This is a genomic window from Butyrivibrio sp. AE3004 (assembly GCF_000703165.1).
Classification (GTDB): Bacteria; Bacillota; Clostridia; order Lachnospirales; family Lachnospiraceae; genus Butyrivibrio.
Genome location: NZ_JNLQ01000002.1, coordinates 1522606 through 1542591, shown reverse-complemented (window position 1 = coordinate 1542591; position 19986 = coordinate 1522606). Strand labels below are relative to the sequence as shown.

Genomic DNA, 19986 nt, shown 5'->3' with positions numbered 1-19986 from the left:
ACGATACTGATTACTTCTCTACAGCGTAAACGCTAGCCTGCTTCTTATCGCGGCCTTTGCGCTCGAAACGAAGCACACCATCAACAAGTGCAAAAAGAGTATCATCTTTGCCGATACCTACGTTCACACCGGGATGAATGTGAGTGCCACGCTGTCTGTATAAAATATTTCCAGCCTTTACGAATTGTCCGTCAGCTCTCTTTGCTCCAAGACGCTTTGACTCGGAATCACGACCGTTCTTTGTGGATCCGACTCCCTTCTTATGAGCAAAAAATTGAAGGTCCATATTCAACATGACTTACACCTCCTCGAATTTAATGTTCAAAAACTCATTACCATACTGTTTGTAGACCCCTGTAATACCAAGTTCAAAAGACTTAAGTAACAATTCTCCTTTTTTGGAAAAACCATCTTTAGAATCCACTTCAATATAACCCCTTTCAGGGTTTGCATCACAGGTAAAATTATCATCAGTAAACTTTTCCAATGAATTAACAGTATTTATTGTGAGCATAGATATAGCTGCACAAACAATATCTTTCCCATATTCACCGGAACCGGCATGTCCCTCAAGTTTAAACCCAAGGTATTCACCATTTTTATTTTTACGAATAATGATATTTGTCATATCTGCAAACACATCCTACAAGAATTACAGAGAAATCTTGTCAATTTTAACGCTTGTAAAGCACTGTCTGTGACCGTTCTTCTTGTGATAACCTGTCTTACTCTTGTACTTGTAAACGATAACCTTCTTGCCCTTGCCCTGTTCCATAACAGTTGCGCTAACTTTTGCATTTGCTACATCGCCAGCAACCTTAAGAGTGTTGTCATCATTTACTGCGATAACATTATCAAATGTAACTTCTTTTCCGGCTTCTACGTCGAGTTTCTCAACTCTGATAACGTCGCCCTCGGAAACCTTGTACTGCTTACCACCAGTAACTATAATTGCGTACATAAGGCACCTCCTTCTTCTAAATCTCGCTAACTGTGGTGGGATAAATAATCCACTTAAACCTCATTAAGCGGCATACTATTGCATATTATCATCACTTTTTTGTGATGTCAATAGTTTCACGGAGAGATTTCTTCCTTTTTTTTCTGACAAATTCCATTATACCAAGTCCTGTAAGATCAATAAAGCTTAAATCCATGGGGTCATCTTTTATCAATTCCTTAATATAAGAAATCAGTTCATCATTCATGGATTTGTTTTTCATTGAAATAAAATCTATAAGTATCATACCCGAAAGATTACGTAATCTTATTTGTCTATAGGCTTCTTTTGCGGCTTCCCTGTTTAATTCAAGGAAAAACTCATCAGATTTTTTCAGATTTTTGCCTGAGTTAACATCAATTAAATTGAGTGTTTCTGTCTGTTCAATTATCAGGAATGCACCTGACTTCATCCAGACATGCTTCCTAAAAAGATCCTCTGTTTTACTTGTAAGGCTATAATGAATCTTAATGGGAAGTCTTGTTTCCTGCTCATCATAATAGTGACATTCAACACTTTGAGAAGTGAGTTCTTCATATACACTCTTATTATCAGTAATAATGTTTACAGTATTTTCACCGACAATCTGTGAAAAAGTCTTACGAACATTAATGATTTCCGTATATATATCAGAATTATCCGTACTGATTTTTTGATATTCCGAGCGGGTTTTCGCAATGGAAATAAGTTTTTCAATATCTCCTTCAAAAACACTGCCGGATAAATCAATTCTCCCTGTAAGTCGTGCCTGCTTAGTTTTCTGCTCTTCTACCTGCAACTGGACAAGAACAATATCTCCCGGTTTTAATTCAGATGATGAAGTAACAGTCCTGTTCAAAATGCATTCTGCAGGAAGTGATTTTAATTGCAAAAAACCTATTCCGTGTTTTCCGCAAGTCTTATCAAACCTGATAAAAGCTGCACGAAGATTTGAAACTATATTATCAACTCTACCTACGTATATATTTCCTGTTCTGTCGCCTGTATAAGGGAAATCCAGATATTCGACAATATTATCATGAATTCCAATAATTGCTGTATTCTCAAAGAAATCTGTAATAATGATTTCAGACATAGATTTTACCCTTATTTTCTATAAAGCCTGAGGCAAAAGATAATTCGTTTAGCATTTCGGGAATCATGGGCTGGACAAAATGACCTTTATCATCATTACCATCAAGGTATGTTTCGAGTCTGTGGTATTTTGCAGCAAATTCCTTCATTTCTTCATTTGCAAATGAAAAAAGGCTTTCTGTCAGAAGTGATGCTTTTAAATTTGAACTGCTTCCTGCTGATAACAATACATGTATTTTGTTATCAGGTAAAATTTCCCATCTGAATATCAGAGGCTTTATATCTATAGTTTTTTCACCATTCTTTGTCTTTTTTACGGCAGGTATTTTGCTTTGTTTCATATAATCATTAAATACCTTTTCAAGATCAAAGCACGGTTCTTTTCCTTCTCTAAAAGAAATGATATATTCGGCAGCCGCAACACTTGTCATGGCATTGACTGTTTTTTCCGGAAGTTCCTTAATTGCTGTTATGACTATGCCCTCATTCATTGAAGCATTAAGAGCTTCCATAACTTCATCAATACTTTTTAAGCTGTTTACGGTCATATCCATGTAATCACCATCTGTGGTGGAGCCTACACTTAAAGGCTGAGCAAAAGATAATATCTGATGCGGACTGTAGCCCTCACTATATTTAATATCTATTTCAGCACGCCTTATTGCTTTCTGAACATATCTCATAACATCCAGATGGCCAAGAAAGCGTATTGGACCATGCTTTGAAAATTTCAATCTCAATTTAACCATAAATAATAACCTTTATGAAAAAATAATATTTTTAAATTCCCGTTTTTGGTTGAAAACAGATTCCAACACCATAATTTGCACCGCCGCATCCCATACATGACTGCCTGCAGTTAGGCGATACTTTACCTTCTTTTGATGTCTCCCATTCACGCCATAAGAACTCTTTGGAAACACCACAATCCAGCATATCCCATGGGAGAATCTCATCCTTTGATCTTTCACGTTTTACATAGAAAAGCGGATCGAGTCCTGCTTTTTCCATTTCTTCCATCCAGATGTCATTTTTAAAATACTCACTCCAGGCGTCAAAAATGCAGCCTCGTTTGTATACGTTATAAATAACAGTGGATAATCGTCTGTCACCTCTTGCCAAAATTCCCTCAAGCATACTTGCATCAGCTTCATGCCAGTTATATTTTATATGTTTTTGATTTAGCTGTGCCATTATACCTTTTCTGGTAATGCTGGCCTTATCAAGAAATTCTTCCTTAGTATTCATAGACGCCCATTGGAACGGTGTAAAAGGCTTTGGAACAAAGAAAGACGTACTTGCAACAATTTCTATGGTTCTGCCATTTCGCTTCTCTTTTGGAACAGTTTCGAAATATTCAACCGCTATTTTATTAGCAATATCACCTATTCCTTCAATATCTTCAGTAGTTTCACCGGGAAGTCCCAGCATAAAGTACAGTTTTACTTTATTCCAGCCTCCTTCAAAGGCTTCATGTGCACCACGTAAAATATCTTCTTCTGTAAGTCCCTTATTTATGACATTACGCATTCTTTGAGATCCTGCCTCGGGTGCAAATGTAAGTGAGGATTTTTTTACATCCTGCACTTTGCTCATAACATCAAGTGAAAAAGCATCTATTCGGAGAGAAGGAAGTGATATATTAACTTTATGTTCATTACAATAATCAATAAGAAAATCCAAAAGTTCGTTTAGTCCGGTATAATCACTTGTACTAAGTGAACTAAGAGATATTTCTTCATAACCGGTATTCTTTATAAGAGTCATTGCATACTCTTTTAGTTTTTCAACATTTCTCTCTCGAAGTGGCCTGTATAGTTGGCCCGCCTGGCAAAATCTACAGCCTCTTATGCAGCCACGCATTACTTCAAGGACAACCCTGTCCTGAGTAACCCTGATAAATGGCATGACAGGCTTCATAGGATAGTAAGAATCAGTAAGATCAAGGCAAATTTCCTTTTGAACAACTGCAGGTACACCATCCCTTATGTGTGTTATTGCAGAGATTATCCCATCTTCTTTGTAACTTATCTCATAAAGTGAAGGAACATAAATACCATGTATCTGAGAACATTTGTATAAAAACTCTTCTCTGCTAATACCTTCAGCCTTGGACTGTTCATACAGATCAAACAGCTCTCTGTATTTGGTTTCACCTTCACCAATATAGAAAATATCAAAAAAGTCTGCTATGGGTTCCGGGTTATAAGAACAGGGACCCCCACCAATAACAATAGGATCATCCCATGTTCTGTCCTTTGAATATATAGGAATCCCGGAAAGATCAAGCACTTGCAATATATTTGTGTAGCACATTTCATACTGAAGAGTAAAACCCAAAAAGTCAAAATTCTTAACCGGATCTTGTGATTCCAAAGCAAAAAGCGGGATATTTTTTTCTCTCATAACGCTGTCCATATCAGCCCATGGAGAAAATACCCGCTCACACCAAACATCCTCATATTCGTTGAAAAGACCATAAAGAATCTGTATTCCCAGATGAGACATACCAATTTCGTAAACATCCGGGAAACAGAATGCGAATCGTATTTTTATGTCAGATAAATCCTTCACAGCACTGTTAACCTCACCTCCGATATACCTCTCGGGTTTGGAAATGCTAAGAAGGATTTCATCTGATAAAGCTAATTTTTCTTTCAAATTACACCTCATACTATATAAAAAGATAGCTAATTAAAAAAATGGTGTACCTGACTTAAATAACATTAAAAAAAGTAAATAGTTATCTTCTGGCAAGTTCATCTGTAATTTCTTCCCAGCTGATTCCTTTTTCAGCCATAAGTACCATCATATGATACAGGAAATCTGCCATTTCGTAAATGAGTTCATTTGAATTTTCATTTTTTGCAGCAATAACCATTTCGGTACTCTCTTCACCAACCTTTTTAAGAATCTTATCAAGGCCTTTCTCAAAAAGATAATTTGTATAAGAACCTTCTCTTGGATTAATCTTCCTGTCACTTATAACAGAAAATACACTATCAAGTACTTTTTGAGGATTCTTTTCAGCATACTTCTTACCAGCAATATCATTGAAAAAGCATGTGTAATTACCGGTATGACAAGCTGCTCCTATCTGCTTTACCTTTGCAAGAATGGTGTCCATATCACAATCAGCTGTTAATTTCTTTACATACTGGAAGTGACCGCTGGTCTCCCCTTTAAGCCATAACGTATTCCTGCTTCTGCTAAAGTATGTCATTTTCCCGGTTTCTATTGTTTTGTAATAGGATTCTTCATTGAAGTATGCAACCATCAAAACTTCATCTGTTCTGAAATCCTGAACAACAACAGGCACCATTCCTTCAGAATTCTTTTTTAAATCTTCCCATTTATATTGAGGCAGCATTCTGCTTACAGCAAGGTTATTCTCCGCACAGATATTTTTCATATTTCTGATTTCTGAAGAATTAACATTTATAGCATTTCCCGAAAGTCCGCTTACATTAGACTGTGATAACAATCCAATCATTTTATCAAGGGAAAGGTCGGGAAGATTTAAAATTGTAGGCATATTGATATCAGGAGTCTTTTTTATTTCTGAGCTGTTTAAAAGTATTAGCTCATCCGAATATTTGCAGATATTATCTTCATAAGCTGAAATTTTATCTGTTTCTGTAAAGCAAATGCATATTTTATCTTTACCAAATTTTTCAGACACTTCCTGTAGGATATCAATGTTTTCCTGTTTTGAAAAATTAAGACATGCTTTCTTGCATCCTGCATACAAAAGTTTCTTTATGTCTTCCATTCGTTTTACATTACCGGCACCATAAACATCACAGGAAACCTTTCCGCAGATATCCTTTATAATATCAAGCGATTCCTCATGTTCGGCATCACCGTTTGACATATCATAAATAATTATTGCATCGCAGTCATCATTATCATACTTTTCTGCAAGCAAAACAGGTGTATCAGAAATAACGTCTGCATTTTCAAGCGATTTAACTGCATTTCCATGTAATAAATATATGCAAGTAACAAATTTTTTCAGCATAAGAATTATATCTCCCAAGTAATTTTATAGACTTCCTTTAGTACTTAATACACCGGATATCCTTTCATCGAATGATGTTGCTTCATCCAGTGCTTTAGCAAATGCTTTAAACATTGCTTCTGCTTTATGATGATCATTTAACCCTGTTATTACTCTAAGATGAAGATTCATCATAGCTCCATAGGATACTGCATAAAAAAATTCTCTGATAAGTTGAGTATCAAATTCACCGATCATAGGAGCTTTGAATTCCGCGTCCATTTCAAAATACGGTCTGCCGCATAAATCAATTGCCGATAATACGAGAGCATCATCCATAGGAAGCAGAAAGTTTCCATATCGTTTTATTCCCTGTTTATCACCTATTGCTTTTGCTATAGCCTGTCCAAGTACGATACCGGTATCTTCTACAGTGTGATGCCCGTCAACATGAGTATCACCAATACAATTAATACTAAGATCAAAAAAGCCATGTTTTGCAATAGCGGATAACATATGATCAAAAAATCCAATACCGGTATTGATATCAGATTTTCCGGTTCCGTCTATTTCAATTTCAACAGTAATATCAGTCTCTCCGGTTTTTCTTGTTACTTCGGCAAATCTGGACATATCAGCCCTCCTCAAAACGAACTGCTATAGAATTGGCATGCGCTGTCAATCCTTCATTTTTGGCAAACAGTTCAATGTCTTTGTGAACTTTTCTTAATCCTTCTTCAGAATATGCAATAATACTTGTCTTTTTTACAAAATCATCAACCGAAAGAGGTGAGAAAAATCTTGCAGTCTGATTTGTAGGTAAAATATGATTAGGACCTGCAAAATAATCACCTAAGGGCTCAGATGAATATGTTCCAAGGAAAATAGCTCCCGCATGTTTAATCCTTGGCATAATCTCAAAGGGACTTGCAGTTATTATCTCAAGATGCTCAGATGCAATTGCATTTGCAGCGTCAATGGCATCTGAAATATTTTCAGCAATAAATATATAGCCGTAATTGTCTATTGATTTTTTAATTATTTCAGCCCTTTCAAGTTTCTTTATAAATTCATCTACTTCTTTTGAAACTTCATCCGCTATTTGTTTGCTTGTTGTTATAAGTATAGCACTTGCCATCTCATCATGTTCAGCCTGAGATAAAAGATCTGCAGCAACATATCTTGGATTAGCTGTATCGTCAGCAATTACAAGTATCTCGGAAGGACCGGCTATTGAATCAATTGAAACATATCCAAAGCAGGCTTTTTTTGCAAGTGCTACAAAAATATTACCGGGCCCCGTTATCTTATCAACCTTTGGAACTGATTCGGTGCCAAAAGCCATTGCCGCAATCGCCTGGGCTCCGCCCACCTTATAAACTTCAGTAACACCGGCAATATCTGCTGCAACAAGAGTTCCGGGATTCACTTTTCCTTCTTTTGAGGGAGGAGTACACATTATTATACGTTCTACTCCGGCAACCTTGGCAGGAATTACATTCATAAGTACACTTGATGGATAAGCAGCTTTACCACCCGGAACATATACACCAGAAATTTCTATAGGTATAATTCGTTGTCCGAGAATAGAACCATCCTCATTAGTGTCAATCCATGTATTTCTCTTCTGTTTTTCATGAAATACCCTTATATTTTCAGCGCTTTTTTTGATAACCTCTATAAAATCATCATCCAATTCTTTGTAGGCTTCTTCGATTTCAGCTTTTGTAACTTTTATTGTATCTGCTGAAATATCAAAATGGTCAAACTTGGCGGTGTATTCAAAAAGTGCTTCATCTTTTCTGTCACGTACATTTGTAATTATATCAGAAACTATTTTTTCATATTCACCATAATTTGATGGGCTTCTTTTTAAAAGCTTTTCAAGAAGCTCGCTTTTTGTCTGGTCATTTAATTCAACGATACGCATTAGAGGTTCTCCTTCATGTCATTTATAAGCTTATGTATTCTATCTGATTCCATCTGCATACTTACCTGATTTACAATAACTCGTGCAGACAGTGGACATATTTCTTCCAATACAGTCAGTCCATTTTCTCTTAGTGTACTACCTGTTTCAACTATATCAACAATAACATCAGACAGATTAACAATAGGACCAAGTTCAACAGAACCGTTTAACTTGATTATATCAACTGTCTGTTGTTTGCGATTGTAAAAATAATCTCTAGCAATGTTCGGGTATTTACTTGCCACTTTTATCATTTCATGATGGTTTAGAAGTTCTCTTGCTGATTCGGGACCGCATACACACATTCTGCATTTACCAAAGCCAAGATCCAAAACTTCGTAAACGCTTCTGTTCTCTTCCATTATTGTATCTTTGCCAACAATTCCTATATCTGCAGCACCATATTCAACGTAAGTCGGAACATCCGGTCCTTTTGCAAGAAAGAATTTAAGTTTCAATTCTTCATTTGTAAAAATAAGTTTTCTTGTCTTTTTATCTGTTACTTCTTCACAATGAATTCCGCATTTTTCCAAAAGTTCCATTGTCGAATTTACAAGACGTCCTTTTCCGAGAGCAAATGTAAGATATCTTTTTTCTGGGCTCATATTAATTTGCTCCTTTCAAAATTACTTGTTTTCCTTCAGCTCTTAATGCCTTAGCTTTGGATAGTGCATTTTCAAAATCGGAATCATTAAAATCAATAACAATTTTTTCATTTCTTAAAGGTAGTTCAACATTCTGTCTGTATAAAGCAGTCATTAAATCATCAAGGTTGATCTTGAAACCGATTGAGGGCGCACTTTTTCCGAATCTTTCCAGAAGATTGTCATATCTTCCACCTTTTGCGATGGCATCACCGACACCATATGTATAAGCTCCAAATACAACTCCGGTATAGTAATTGAATTTACTTAACATACCAAGGTCAAATGAAATATATTCCTGCATTCCATAGCTGCATAAAACCTTATATAGATCCTGAAGATGCTTTATGGCAAAAAGAGATCTTTTATTATTAGCAAGGCTTCCGGCCTCATTCAGAACATCCGCATTACCAATGCATGTTGAAACGCTTCTTATTAGTTCACGGTATTTTTCGGAAACACCATATTCTTCCATAATACGATCTGCTTCGAAAGCATTTCTGTTTACCAATTGTTCTCTGATATATTCTTCAGTTTCAAAATCGATGCCGGCTTCTTCACAGATTCCATAATAGTAATCAGCATCACCAATGCTTACCTTAAAATCTTTAAGCCCGGTTGATGAAATTGACTCAACAAGAAGCGCTATCATTTCTGCATCAGCATATATTGAGCCGTCATTCATGAGCTCAGCACCTATTTCTGTAGACTCTTTCAGTTTTCCCTGCAGACTGTGCGTATTAAGAAAAGTTTTACCGCTGTAGCAAAATCTTACAGGTTCATCATCCTCAAGGAAATATTTACTGGCAAGTCTTGCAACAGAGGGTGTAAAATCAGGTCTTAAAACCATGGTTATACCATCTTTATCAAAGAATTTATACAATTCTCTTGCACTGTTATCACTTATCTCTTCTGAAAAAACATCAAAATATTCAAAAGTAGGTGTATCAATTTCTTCAAAACCAAATGAACACATTTTTTTACAGATGACTCCTTTTACCCAAGATCTGTCACTGCATTGTGTTCCATATAAATCACGAACGCCTTCGGGTGTGTGTAAAAGTCTTCGGTTCATATTTATCTCCTGACGCTTTAGCATATTAACGTGTTACTTCGCTACTACATTAAACTTATTTCAGTTTATAGGAATGCAATTTATTTGTCAATCTCTTTGTGTCAAATCCTTTTGTATAAGGTCAAGATATGGTATATATGCATCCATATCAGTTGAAATAACGAATTCCGGATCCAATTCATCATAACGAAAGCTCTTTCTACCCCCGGCTAAGGCTCTATCCCAGAATTTCTTCAGATGCCTGAATGGAAGGTAATAAAAAACTCCTCTGGATGTGTAATAAATGAGAAAAAAAGCAATGCCATCCTGCATCTCAAAACGTTCCATAAATGAAACCTGATGAGCATGTATATTTTCAAGTGCAAAGGTATCCTGAGCACATTCTTTTGCATCAAAACAAACCGGTATACCCTGAACAGCCCCGATATAATCTATGGTGCTTTTTTGATCAAAATATGCCAGTGTTATATGTCTTGTTTCCTTGTCTATTTTTATAGGTGTAATTGGTGTTGGGATTTTTTGTATCAGAGCAAGATTATCCTCCTGATACCTTTCGTTTGTACGATTTATCAACTCCTCCAAGGCCTGTCCACGAAGCCCCCTCGAATTCCATGTGGCCATAAATTCTCCCCGTATTATGACCTAAGAGGGTTAACCACTTTGAGGTGGATTTCTTAGGTCAGTGCATAGTTTTCATAAAAATAATTAAGTCTGCTTTTTTCTGATGAAGCAATCAAGATTTATCAAATACAGAATCTGCAATATTATTGTATACGACAGGTGTATCCGCAATAAAACTTTTTTCCGATAGTCCCAAAAGCTCACCTTCAAGCTTTGGAAATTTTAATCTATAAGAATGAAGAAGTTGATAATTTAACTTAAAAAGCTTCTTCATTTCTTTATTCACAAATGCATCTCCGTATTTTGTATCTCCAATTAAAGCATGACCTATTGAAGACAAATGAGCTCTTATTTGATGAGTCTTTCCGGTATGAAGTAAAACTTCAAGCTCGGTCAGTTTGATATTTTCATTATTGATGAAAATTTTTCCACTTCTTAGTATTTCATAAGAGGTTTCAATTTTTGAATATGATTTGTTTTCTGCTTTGATATCTTCAGGAATTGAATCATATAAAGTAACGGTGTTGCTTTTTTCGTCTTTATATAAATATCCATCTATATGAGCATTGGAAAGTACTTCACCAACTACAATTGTTCTGTAATATTTATGCAATGATCTGTCTTTTAATATTTCTGCCATAGTCCTTGCACCGGCAAGACTCTTTGAACAAATTAAAAGTCCTGAGGTATTTCTGTCTAATCTATTACATACAGATGGTCTGAAAAGTCCGAGCGTTTGCCTTGTAACAAAACCGGTTTTAAGAAGATACCCTATAAGCCATTCGTTTATACTCATATCCGTACTCTCGGCTTTCTGAGATAAAATACCTGCAGGTTTATTAAGCAAGAGAACATGTTCATCTTCATAGATAATCTGAATGTTCTTATATTTTTCAAATGCTTTTTCGTATTCATTTGTACTTGTGCTTTGAGCAGAATTCAGGTCTTTAGCATGTTTGTTTACGAATTTGTCAAATGTTTCATCCGAAAAGAAAACAGCTATAACATCCCCGCTGTTTAGCATTTCCTTTCCGGTTGCTTTTTTACCGTTAAGTGTAATATTCTTTTTTCTGAGCATTTTAAATAAAAATCCCATTGAGCATTCAGTAAAATAACTCCCAAGAAATTTATCTAATCTTTTTCCTTCTAAGTTATTATCAACTTTTATTTCTCTCATGCAAATTCCTTTATATTACAACGAAACAGATAATAAAACCAAAGCGCAAGTCTCAACAGTTCCGGGAACCCATGCATCCTCTATTGCCTGTGGATCAATATTTTTAGATTTTCTGATCTGTTCAAGCTGTTCAAGTCTGCTGCAAAAAGCATTTATATCTTTAAATACCTTTACTGTATAGCTACTATAACCACTTTGTGAAATCTGATTTTTGATGTGTTTTTCACAGTTTATAACATCAAGTGCCTTATCTTCGGTAAAACATACAACGTTTTTATCAAGTACTGTAGCTGCGGCAATACCATAGTTTTCCTCATAACTTGTCATTTCCAGATCGTAACGGATTAAAAGACCGTTTTTGTGAGCTTCTATAACGTCATATGATTCCTTAGAACATGGATGAGCTCTCAAATACATAATAAGATTTACAGCACTTAGTCCGGTAGGCAGGCATCCGATAGCAGCAATTATGCTAAATGCGCTTTTATTTGATTTATATATAATTAAGCCTGTAAAAAATATAATAAGACATATTGCTAGTGCAACTGCTGTTCTTATTGCAGCAAATTTTCTATTGTATTCGATATATCCAAAACTTCCTTTAGCTACTCTTTTCATACAAACCTCAAAATTATTTTAATAAATAAAGCTCTTCTTTTGTGAGCTCTCTGTATTCTCCGGGTAAAAGTGAAGGATCAAGCAAAAGTGCTCCCATTCTTACTCTCTTTAAAAAAACAACTTCATTCCCTATTGCTTCAAGCATACGTTTAACCTGATGAAAGCGTCCTTCATGAATTATCAGATGAAGCACCTGCTCTCCGTTTTGCTCTGATATATATGCCTTTGCAGGAAGGGTAGGAATTTCATCTCCAATGTCAATGCCTTCTTCAAGTCTCTTTATATCAGATTCTGAAACGAATTTCTTTGTATGGACTTCGTATTCCTTTTCAACATGTTTTTTAGGGGACAGTAATCTATGTGCAAGTTTACCGTCATTTGTTATAAGGAGAAGACCTTCAGTATCTTTATCAAGTCTTCCAACAGGTGAAAGATTTTTATCATATCCTGTATCAATAAGATCCAACACGGTTTCATCATGATTATCTTTTGTAGCAGAAACAACTCCCTGAGGTTTATTTAATATATAGTATTTGAACTTGCTGTAATTTTCCGTAAGATTCTCTCCGGAAAACAAAATTTCATTTTGTGCGGGATCAATACTAATATCCGGTTTAGTTGCTACTACACCGTCAACCAAAACCATTCCGTTTTTGATACATTCCTTTAATTGTTTTCTTGTTCCAAGGCCACAATCGCCTAAAAATTTATCTAATCTCATTCCATTCCCTATTAACCGAACATGTAAAAATATTAAAATTGTTTTGAAAGCATTTCTGTTTTTGCACATAATAAGTCATACATGTGTGAAGGTCTTTTTACATAAAAAGCTGCCGCATGATTATTTCCTGCGGCAGCCATAAAAAACATCAATTAAGATAATCAAAGCATATCAAGATTCAAATCAGCTTCATCATCAAAGCTTCCTTCAGGAGTCACTGTAGAAACTGTTGAGGAAACCTTTGCAGTCTCTTTCACATTTGAAGGATTTACACTCGGAGGTATAAGATCAGCTCTGTTTGATTTTATTGTTTCACTGTATGCTGTAAGATCTCTGAGTAATGCGTTATTGCTTGCATTAGTAGTATCAATTGCTTTATTAACAATAACTTCTACTTCTGCAAGAAGATTATCAGTATATGCTACAGCTGCAGCCTTCATTTGATTTGCTTCATTAGTGGACTTTGTCAGAATCTCTTCTGCCTGCTTTGCTGCATGTGCTATAACTTCATTTGCCTGGGCATAAGCCTGTTGCATGATATCATGCTCATTGATCATAGCATGAGTTTGCTCAGTTGCCTTATCAATCAGGTCCTTTGCTTTCTTTCGGGCATCTTCAAGTATGGATTCTTTATTGCTGATAATTGTCTGGTAACGACGTATCTCATCCGGCGTCTTACTTCTTAATTCTCTGAGAAGATCATCAATCTCTTCCTTGTTCACAATAATGTTACCATGTGACAGAGGCTGATGCTTGCAGCTGTCAATGTAGGTTTCAATTTCATCAATGCATTGCTCAATCCTGCTGCTCATATTTGTTACCTCCCTCTAAGCTGTTTATTTCATACCCATATTTTTTATAAACCATTTGTGCAACTGATGGTGTAACACAACGGCTTATATCCCCATGAAAACTTGCAAATTCTCTGACAGTAGAACTGCTAAGATAAGCATATTCAAGACTTGTTGTCAAAAATACGGTATCAACTTCGTTTTGTGAGAAAGCCCTGTTTGTCTGTGAAATCTGTAGTTCATATTCAAAATCTGTTATGGCTCTCAATCCTCTGAGAAGAATTTTTATATTATTTTCTTTGCAGTAATCTATAATCAATCCTTCATAAGAATCAACCTCAATATTTTTCAGATCTGCAGTTGCTTCTTTTATCATCTTAACACGTTCATCTGCTGAAAACAACGGATGCTTGGCTGTGTTAACACTCACAACGATAACCAGTTTATCAAACATTTCCGAGCCTCTTCTAATAATATCAAGATGCCCTAAAGTTATTGGATCAAAGCTTCCGGGATAAACAGCTATTTTCATTGTTTCTTTCCTCTTTCTTCGACCTATGGACTAACACTTATGGCTAATCCTAAAGGTCAGAACATAGTTTTCATTTACATCTTTGCGAACAAAAAGTCACTGGCTACCATTTTACTTAACTACTACAGTACATGTAGCCTTATGCTTACCATCAACAGATTTTGCGGTAATCTTGGCTTTACCTTTTGATAACGCATAAATATTTCCGTTTGCATCAACCGATACAATACCGGGTTTACTGCTCTTCCAGGTAACCTCTTTGTTTGTTGCTTTCTTTGGTTTAAAGTTAACACCAAGAGTATAGGCGCTACCAACAGCCAGCTTTAATTTCTTTTTATTTAATTTGATAGATTTAACTCTTACTGACTTCTTTACAATAACCGTTACTTTGGTCTGTAGTCCGCCATCTTTGGATGTGCAGGTTATATAACATTTACCTTTTTTTCTGGCTGTGATTATACCTTTTTTGTTTACGGTAGCAATACTCTTATTGGAAGACTTATACTTAATTCCTTTGTTGGAAGCCCATTCAGGAAATACAGTTGCATTAACATTTGCTTTGCTTCCAGCAAATATTGTTATTGTTGAAGAAGCTACTTCAACATTTTTTACTTTTCCGTCAGTTACAAGGACGCGGCATCGTGCTTTTTTTCCTCCGAAAACAGTAGTTGCAAATATCTCACATTCTCCGCATTTTAAACCTGTTACTGTACCGTTACTATTTACTGCTGCAACATTATCATCAGAGGAACTCCAAATAACCCCCTGCCCTGAAGCAGGTGAAACAGTAGCCTGAAGCGTTGTACTTGCTCCTACACCTAAAGTCATATTTGATGCGTTAAGAGAAATCGTTACTGCTGCTGAATTATAATTAGCGTTATTATAGTCAGTTACACTTGTAGGATATATTCTGTTAAATTCCGGAGTTGAGCATTCAGCATATCTTGTATGTACAAATTTTAAGGTTATAGAACCATTAGTCAAAACAGTCGTGTCAAAGTTCTTGCTTCCTCTTAAAAACCATATATATCTGTTATTTCCAAACTCAGAGCCCCAGGTGGAATCAAGATTATAATAAATATTTCCTATTTTTACTATATTCCATCCATGAGGACCGGCTTCACCCTCTTGTCCGCCATCACCTGAAATAAGCCTTGCATCTACACCTGACATGAGCATCATCCTGTAAAATAAAAGTGAATAACCTTCACATACAGTTGAATGCTTTACAACAGCTGTATAGCATGAATACGGACTGTAATCGCCTATAGCTTCTTTGTTTTTATAGTCATAATCATATGTTACGTTAGTACAAATCCAGTCGTAAGCTTTCCTTGCCTTGTCATAGTCACTTGAAAGCCCTTGTAAATTAAGGTTCTTAACAAGAGCATTAATAGCATTTGTTGTATCTACTTCCTGCTGGGCATTATGTGTATATTTAAATGCAAGTTGTACTGTACCATAAGACGAATCATTTGCATATGCAACAGTAGTTTTCTGTGATATACCGCAAAATGCCCATCTTACATAATCACCTTCATTAGGCACACCTGTGTGCTCGTACATTATAGGCAATAATGCATTCAATATGCTTGTCTGATTATATATACCAGGAAGTTTAAAGTCTATTGTTACAGGTGTCTGTCTTGCCATAATTCCTCTTCTTGCAGCTTCACCCATCTCCTGGACAGAAGTGCATTTTCCTCCTGAGGAAAGAAGAGTTTTTACATGTACGGTTGAGTCAAGACCTTCACCCAAAGCCTGAAGCTCATCCTCTCCAAGATTTATTATACCATCATAAACAGGGTTTATTGCAGCATAAGGATCCGAAGTAGTAAAGTTAAGAACTACGGAAACATCATAAACGGAAAAGCTGTCTGCTTCGTAACGTACAACTGTTTCATCGCTATCATCATAGATATCTGTAGCATTGTCATTATAAACGTTTAATGAATAATCGGACTCACCGATTGAAGGTGCTTCAGAATTATCCTGTGAATCGATTCCATTTACTTCCGCACGGACTTCAGTTGTGGTAGTATCATCTTCAATATGAAAAACCTGAACTGAAGTTGACTCATTCTCAGAATTAGCTTCTGCAAGTTCATCTGATAAAGTAATTTCTACCTGAACAGGCCCGTTTGGCTCTATCTCCTGTCCGTCATTTAGTAAAGTTATATCAAAAGATGCAGAATCAAAAACGACAGATTCTGAAGGAAGTACTTCGTTTACAAGATCATCTGTCTTTTTGCCATCAACACTTACAACCTTTTTTACAGAAACATCAGTATTGTCAGGTATGACACCGGCAAATGCATGAAGCTTTATTTTATATCCGTCTACATATGTTTCATAATCAAAAGTCTCTGATATTTCAGCTGCATTTCCATCGGATACTGCATTTTTAATATTTCCGTCAGTTACAGCCTCATCACTTTTGTTTGATTCTAAATCCCCGTTATCCTCAGCATCTTCAGTCCCCTGTTCAGCCCGTGGTGTCTGCAAGCCTTCATCGTTGTGACCATTTTCTGAAGCTTGTTCATATTCAGATGCGTTTACATCTTCCGGAATTTCTTCATTATCATTTTTTGAATCAGATGATTCATTGATATCAGAAGAAGTTTCTGCATTTCCGTCAGAAACAGCCTGTTCAGTAAACAAAACCGGATTCAAATCTTCAAGATTATTTACATCTGCATTTTCATTCAATTTGATAACTTCATCATCTGTTTGATCATCAATTTCCTGAATTACAGGTTCTGTAATTTCTGCAGCTGAAGCAGTTAAAGATATATTGCTTTCAGCAACAATGGCACAGCTTAAGAGAAGTGCCAGTCCACTCTTTCCCAAAATCACTTTTTTCACGTTTATTCCCCTTTGTAGTTATTCCGTTAAAACTTTAAGCAATTATTGATTAAATGTTCTTGTAGATATTTTCCTTATTCTGCCCACAAGACATCATGCTTTTTTCAAGAAAACATGCTGATTTGTCTTATATCTTTTTTCTTTTACAATCTCAAATCCGGCATCTTCAAAAACCGATAAATCCATATCCAGATTACATTCAGCAATAAGCATTGTGTATTCAGTTACATATGGTAATCTTGAAAGAAGCTCAAAAGTTCTCTCATATAAACCGGATTCATAAGGTGGGTCAACAAAAATCAGATCCACTTCTTTTTCCTTAATGTTTTTCAACCCGACAAGAACATCCTGTTTTAAAACAGTTCCTCTGTCTTCAAATTTTGTAGTCTGTAAGTTCTGATTGATACATTTTACAGCTTTTATATTATTTTCTATAAAATATGCCTTTTTAGCCCCCCTCGAGAGTGCTTCAATTCCTATACCGCCGCTTCCTGCGAACACGTCCACAAAAACAGCACCGGGAACATCATTTTGAAGCATGTTAAAAAGAGTCTCTTTTATTCTGTCCTGTGTAGGTCTTGTATCATTACCTTCCGGTGTCACGAGCTTAAGTCTTCTCGCTTCTCCTGCAATTACTCTCATATAATCTCCAAATATTATAGTCTGACTTTAGTTCCTTTTGTATCTCTGCTTGTTATTTTAAGATGATCAAGCACTAATTTCTTACCGTTATATTCAATGGTCTGTTCATCGGCTTCCTTCAAATAGAAAACCTCTCTGACAAGGTCTTTTACACCAAGCCTCATTCCACGAACACCAACGGCGCTCTTCTTCTTTTCGGGTATTTCTTCAACATTAAATCTCAGGAAGAAACCATTTTCCGACTGAAGCACTACAGTGTTTATATCGTGTATTTCATGAACACTTATAACTTCATCATCATCTGCAAGCTTTGTAGCTGCAACCGTTCTTCTGGTAACATCAAATTCACCGCCATCAACAAGCTTCATATTTGCCTGTTTGGTAACAAACATTATTCTGTAAAGATTAAGGTTACTCTGACTAGAAACATAAATTATCTGGTCGCTTGTTGTGTCAAAATCGCTAAGGTTATCAATCGGTACACCTTTATCTCTCATTCTGCCGGCAGGAAGATCCATTGCTTTAATTGTATGCAGGTTTCCTTTAGCAGTAAATACGCAGACTTTTCCTGTATTCTTCATAATAAAGGAGTACTTAAAATCATTCTTTATTGTCTCAAGATTTTTCTCATAGGTTGTTACATCTATTGTCTTGGCATATCCAAAACGGTCCATGATAAATGCGACATCTATTTCTTCTACAGGCTTTTCTTCATATACAGCTTCTTCGACATTATCGATTACGGTTCTGCGCTTTACTGCATACTTTTTCCTTATCTCACTGAGTTCATTCTGAATTACAAGAGACATAGATTCATGATCTTCGAGGATATCCTCATATCTGTAAATCTTGGCTATGGTATCTTCATGTTCTTTGACAAGTGCGTCAAGCTCTAATCCGATGAGTTTATATAGTCTCATTTCAAGGATTGCATCAGCCTGTCTTTCTGTGAAGAGAAGCTGCGCAGCCATTGCACGGGAGGCTTCACTCTTAAATCTGATTCCTTCAGTATTACCGTTTACAAGACAATCTTTAGCCATTGGTCGGTCTTTAGAACCGCGAAGTATTTCGATTACAATGTCTATTACATTGCATGCCTTAATTAGACCTTCCTGTATCTCTTTTTTATCCTGTTCTTTATGAAGCAGTGTCGTATACTTTCGTGTTGCTGTTTCGAACTGGAAGTTAACAACAGCCTTCAGGATAGAATGAAGACTCATTGTTTCCGGCCTTCCATCAGATATGGCCAGCATATTAACCCCAAAAGTATCTTCAAGCTTTGTTTTCTTATACAGCAGGTTTGTAAAGTTTTCTACATCAGTATCTTTCTTTAGTTCGATTACTATTCTGATACCTTCTTTTGATGACTGATTTGAAATATCAACAATATCATTAGTAATCTTCTTCTCAGCAAGATCGGCCACATCAGAGAGGAATTTACCTATGCCCGCACCAATCATAGTATATGGAATTTCTGTTATAACAAGATTTATGTGTCCGGCTTTTCCCTTTTCTGTTTCTACCTTTCCTCTGATACGAACCTTTCCCTGACCGGTTTCATAAATGGAACGAAGATCGTCTTTATTTATAACAATTCCGCCCGTAGGAAAATCAGGACCTTTTATATATTTCATAAGCTGCTTGGTAGTAAGTTCCGGATTCTGCATAAAAGCAATTTCAGCATCAATAACTTCAGCAAGATTATGAGGTGGAGTACTGGTAGCCATTCCGACAGCGATACCTTCTGAACCATTAATCAGAAAATTCGGGATTTTAACAGGTAAAACCGTAGGTTCACGCTCTGTTTCATCGAAATTGGGAACAAAATCCACAACGTCTTTATCAAGATCCGCAAGAAAATTTTCCTGTGTTATCTGCGCAAGTCTTGCTTCTGTATATCGCATTGCGGCTGCGCCATCACCTTCGATATTTCCAAAGTTACCATGTCCGTCAACCAGCGGTACAGCTTTTTTAAAATTCTGTGTCATTACTACAAGTGAATCATATATGGAGCTGTCACCATGTGGATGATATTTACCCATGGTATCGCCGACAATACGTGCACTTTTACGATATGGCCTGTCATATCTGATACCAAGTTCATACATATCATATAAAGTTCTTCTCTGAACAGGCTTAAGACCATCCCTGATATCCGGAAGCGCACGGGCTACAATAACACTCATCGCGTAATCAATATACGATTTTTGCATTATTTCCGAATACTCGGAACGAATCAGTTTTTCTTCCATTT

20 protein-coding genes are annotated in these 19986 nt (G+C 36.1%); all 20 read right to left on the bottom strand.

Going from position 1 to position 19986, the window contains the following annotated elements; all coding sequences use genetic code 11:
- Nucleotides 1-10: 10 nt before the first annotated feature.
- The gene (gene rpmA / locus BV60_RS0109815; RefSeq protein WP_026490668.1) at nucleotides 11-295 is read right to left on the bottom strand and encodes a 50S ribosomal protein L27; all 285 of its coding nucleotides are present in this window, start codon (nucleotides 293-295) and stop codon (nucleotides 11-13) included.
- Nucleotides 296-298: 3 nt separating this feature from the next.
- On the bottom strand, nucleotides 299-628 hold the full coding sequence (locus tag BV60_RS0109810; protein ID WP_029321351.1) for a ribosomal-processing cysteine protease Prp: 330 nt from the start codon (nucleotides 626-628) through the stop codon (nucleotides 299-301).
- Nucleotides 629-652: 24 nt separating this feature from the next.
- Complete coding sequence (gene rplU, locus BV60_RS0109805; RefSeq protein WP_029321349.1) at nucleotides 653-961, bottom strand: 50S ribosomal protein L21; 309 nt, start codon at nucleotides 959-961, stop codon at nucleotides 653-655.
- A 91-nt stretch (nucleotides 962-1052) separates the two neighbouring features.
- Nucleotides 1053-2075, bottom strand: a complete 1023-nt coding sequence (locus tag BV60_RS21925; protein WP_051656640.1) for a ribonuclease E/G — start codon at nucleotides 2073-2075, stop codon at nucleotides 1053-1055.
- A complete protein-coding gene (locus tag BV60_RS0109795; protein WP_051656639.1) occupies nucleotides 2068-2823 on the bottom strand; it encodes a TIGR03936 family radical SAM-associated protein in 756 nt (251 codons plus the stop codon). The genes BV60_RS21925 and BV60_RS0109795 overlap by 8 nt, the downstream gene beginning before the upstream one ends.
- A 31-nt stretch (nucleotides 2824-2854) precedes the next feature.
- Entirely contained in the window at nucleotides 2855-4747 is a 1893-nt protein-coding gene (locus BV60_RS0109790; protein WP_029321345.1) for a TIGR03960 family B12-binding radical SAM protein, read from the bottom strand.
- Nucleotides 4748-4817: 70 nt separating this feature from the next.
- Nucleotides 4818-6095: a bifunctional phosphoribosyl-AMP cyclohydrolase/phosphoribosyl-ATP diphosphatase HisIE gene (gene hisIE / locus BV60_RS24105; RefSeq protein WP_081846636.1), complete on the bottom strand. Its 1278-nt coding sequence runs from the start codon at nucleotides 6093-6095 to the stop codon at nucleotides 4818-4820.
- 24 nt (nucleotides 6096-6119) lie between these two features.
- Entirely contained in the window at nucleotides 6120-6707 is a 588-nt protein-coding gene (gene hisB / locus BV60_RS0109780; RefSeq protein WP_029321342.1) for an imidazoleglycerol-phosphate dehydratase HisB, read from the bottom strand.
- Nucleotide 6708: 1 nt separating this feature from the next.
- A complete protein-coding gene (gene hisD, locus BV60_RS0109775) occupies nucleotides 6709-8004 on the bottom strand; it encodes a histidinol dehydrogenase (RefSeq protein WP_029321340.1) in 1296 nt (431 codons plus the stop codon).
- Nucleotides 8004-8651: an ATP phosphoribosyltransferase gene (gene hisG, locus BV60_RS0109770; RefSeq protein WP_029321339.1), complete on the bottom strand. Its 648-nt coding sequence runs from the start codon at nucleotides 8649-8651 to the stop codon at nucleotides 8004-8006. Before hisG ends, hisD begins: the two co-directional genes overlap by 1 nt.
- Nucleotide 8652: 1 nt before the next feature.
- Nucleotides 8653-9765 carry an ATP phosphoribosyltransferase regulatory subunit gene (hisZ, locus tag BV60_RS0109765; RefSeq protein WP_029321337.1) on the bottom strand — a complete coding sequence of 371 codons (1113 nt, stop codon included), beginning with the start codon at nucleotides 9763-9765 and terminating at the stop codon, nucleotides 8653-8655.
- 87 nt (nucleotides 9766-9852) lie between these two features.
- Nucleotides 9853-10386, bottom strand: a complete 534-nt coding sequence (locus tag BV60_RS0109760) for a Holliday junction resolvase RecU (protein WP_029321335.1) — start codon at nucleotides 10384-10386, stop codon at nucleotides 9853-9855.
- A 112-nt stretch (nucleotides 10387-10498) separates the two neighbouring features.
- Nucleotides 10499-11563 (bottom strand): RluA family pseudouridine synthase, encoded by a 1065-nt coding sequence (locus BV60_RS0109755; RefSeq protein ID WP_029321333.1) that lies wholly within the window; start codon nucleotides 11561-11563, stop codon nucleotides 10499-10501.
- A gap of 15 nt (nucleotides 11564-11578) precedes the next feature.
- Entirely contained in the window at nucleotides 11579-12181 is a 603-nt protein-coding gene (locus BV60_RS0109750; protein WP_029321331.1) for a hypothetical protein, read from the bottom strand.
- 13 nt (nucleotides 12182-12194) lie between these two features.
- Complete coding sequence (locus BV60_RS0109745; protein WP_029321329.1) at nucleotides 12195-12902, bottom strand: pseudouridine synthase; 708 nt, start codon at nucleotides 12900-12902, stop codon at nucleotides 12195-12197.
- Between the two features lie 161 nt (nucleotides 12903-13063).
- On the bottom strand, nucleotides 13064-13714 hold the full coding sequence (locus BV60_RS0109735; protein ID WP_035777209.1) for an HrpE/YscL family type III secretion apparatus protein: 651 nt from the start codon (nucleotides 13712-13714) through the stop codon (nucleotides 13064-13066).
- A complete protein-coding gene (gene coaD, locus BV60_RS0109730; RefSeq protein ID WP_051656638.1) occupies nucleotides 13698-14225 on the bottom strand; it encodes a pantetheine-phosphate adenylyltransferase in 528 nt (175 codons plus the stop codon). Before coaD ends, BV60_RS0109735 begins: the two co-directional genes overlap by 17 nt.
- A gap of 111 nt (nucleotides 14226-14336) precedes the next feature.
- Complete coding sequence (locus tag BV60_RS21920; RefSeq protein ID WP_051656637.1) at nucleotides 14337-17090, bottom strand: Ig-like domain-containing protein; 2754 nt, start codon at nucleotides 17088-17090, stop codon at nucleotides 14337-14339.
- Nucleotides 17091-17183: 93 nt separating this feature from the next.
- A complete protein-coding gene (gene rsmD, locus BV60_RS0109720; protein WP_029321323.1) occupies nucleotides 17184-17732 on the bottom strand; it encodes a 16S rRNA (guanine(966)-N(2))-methyltransferase RsmD in 549 nt (182 codons plus the stop codon).
- A gap of 14 nt (nucleotides 17733-17746) precedes the next feature.
- Nucleotides 17747-19984 (bottom strand): DNA gyrase/topoisomerase IV subunit A, encoded by a 2238-nt coding sequence (locus BV60_RS0109715; RefSeq protein ID WP_029321322.1) that lies wholly within the window; start codon nucleotides 19982-19984, stop codon nucleotides 17747-17749.
- Between the last annotated feature and the right edge of the window lie 2 nt (nucleotides 19985-19986).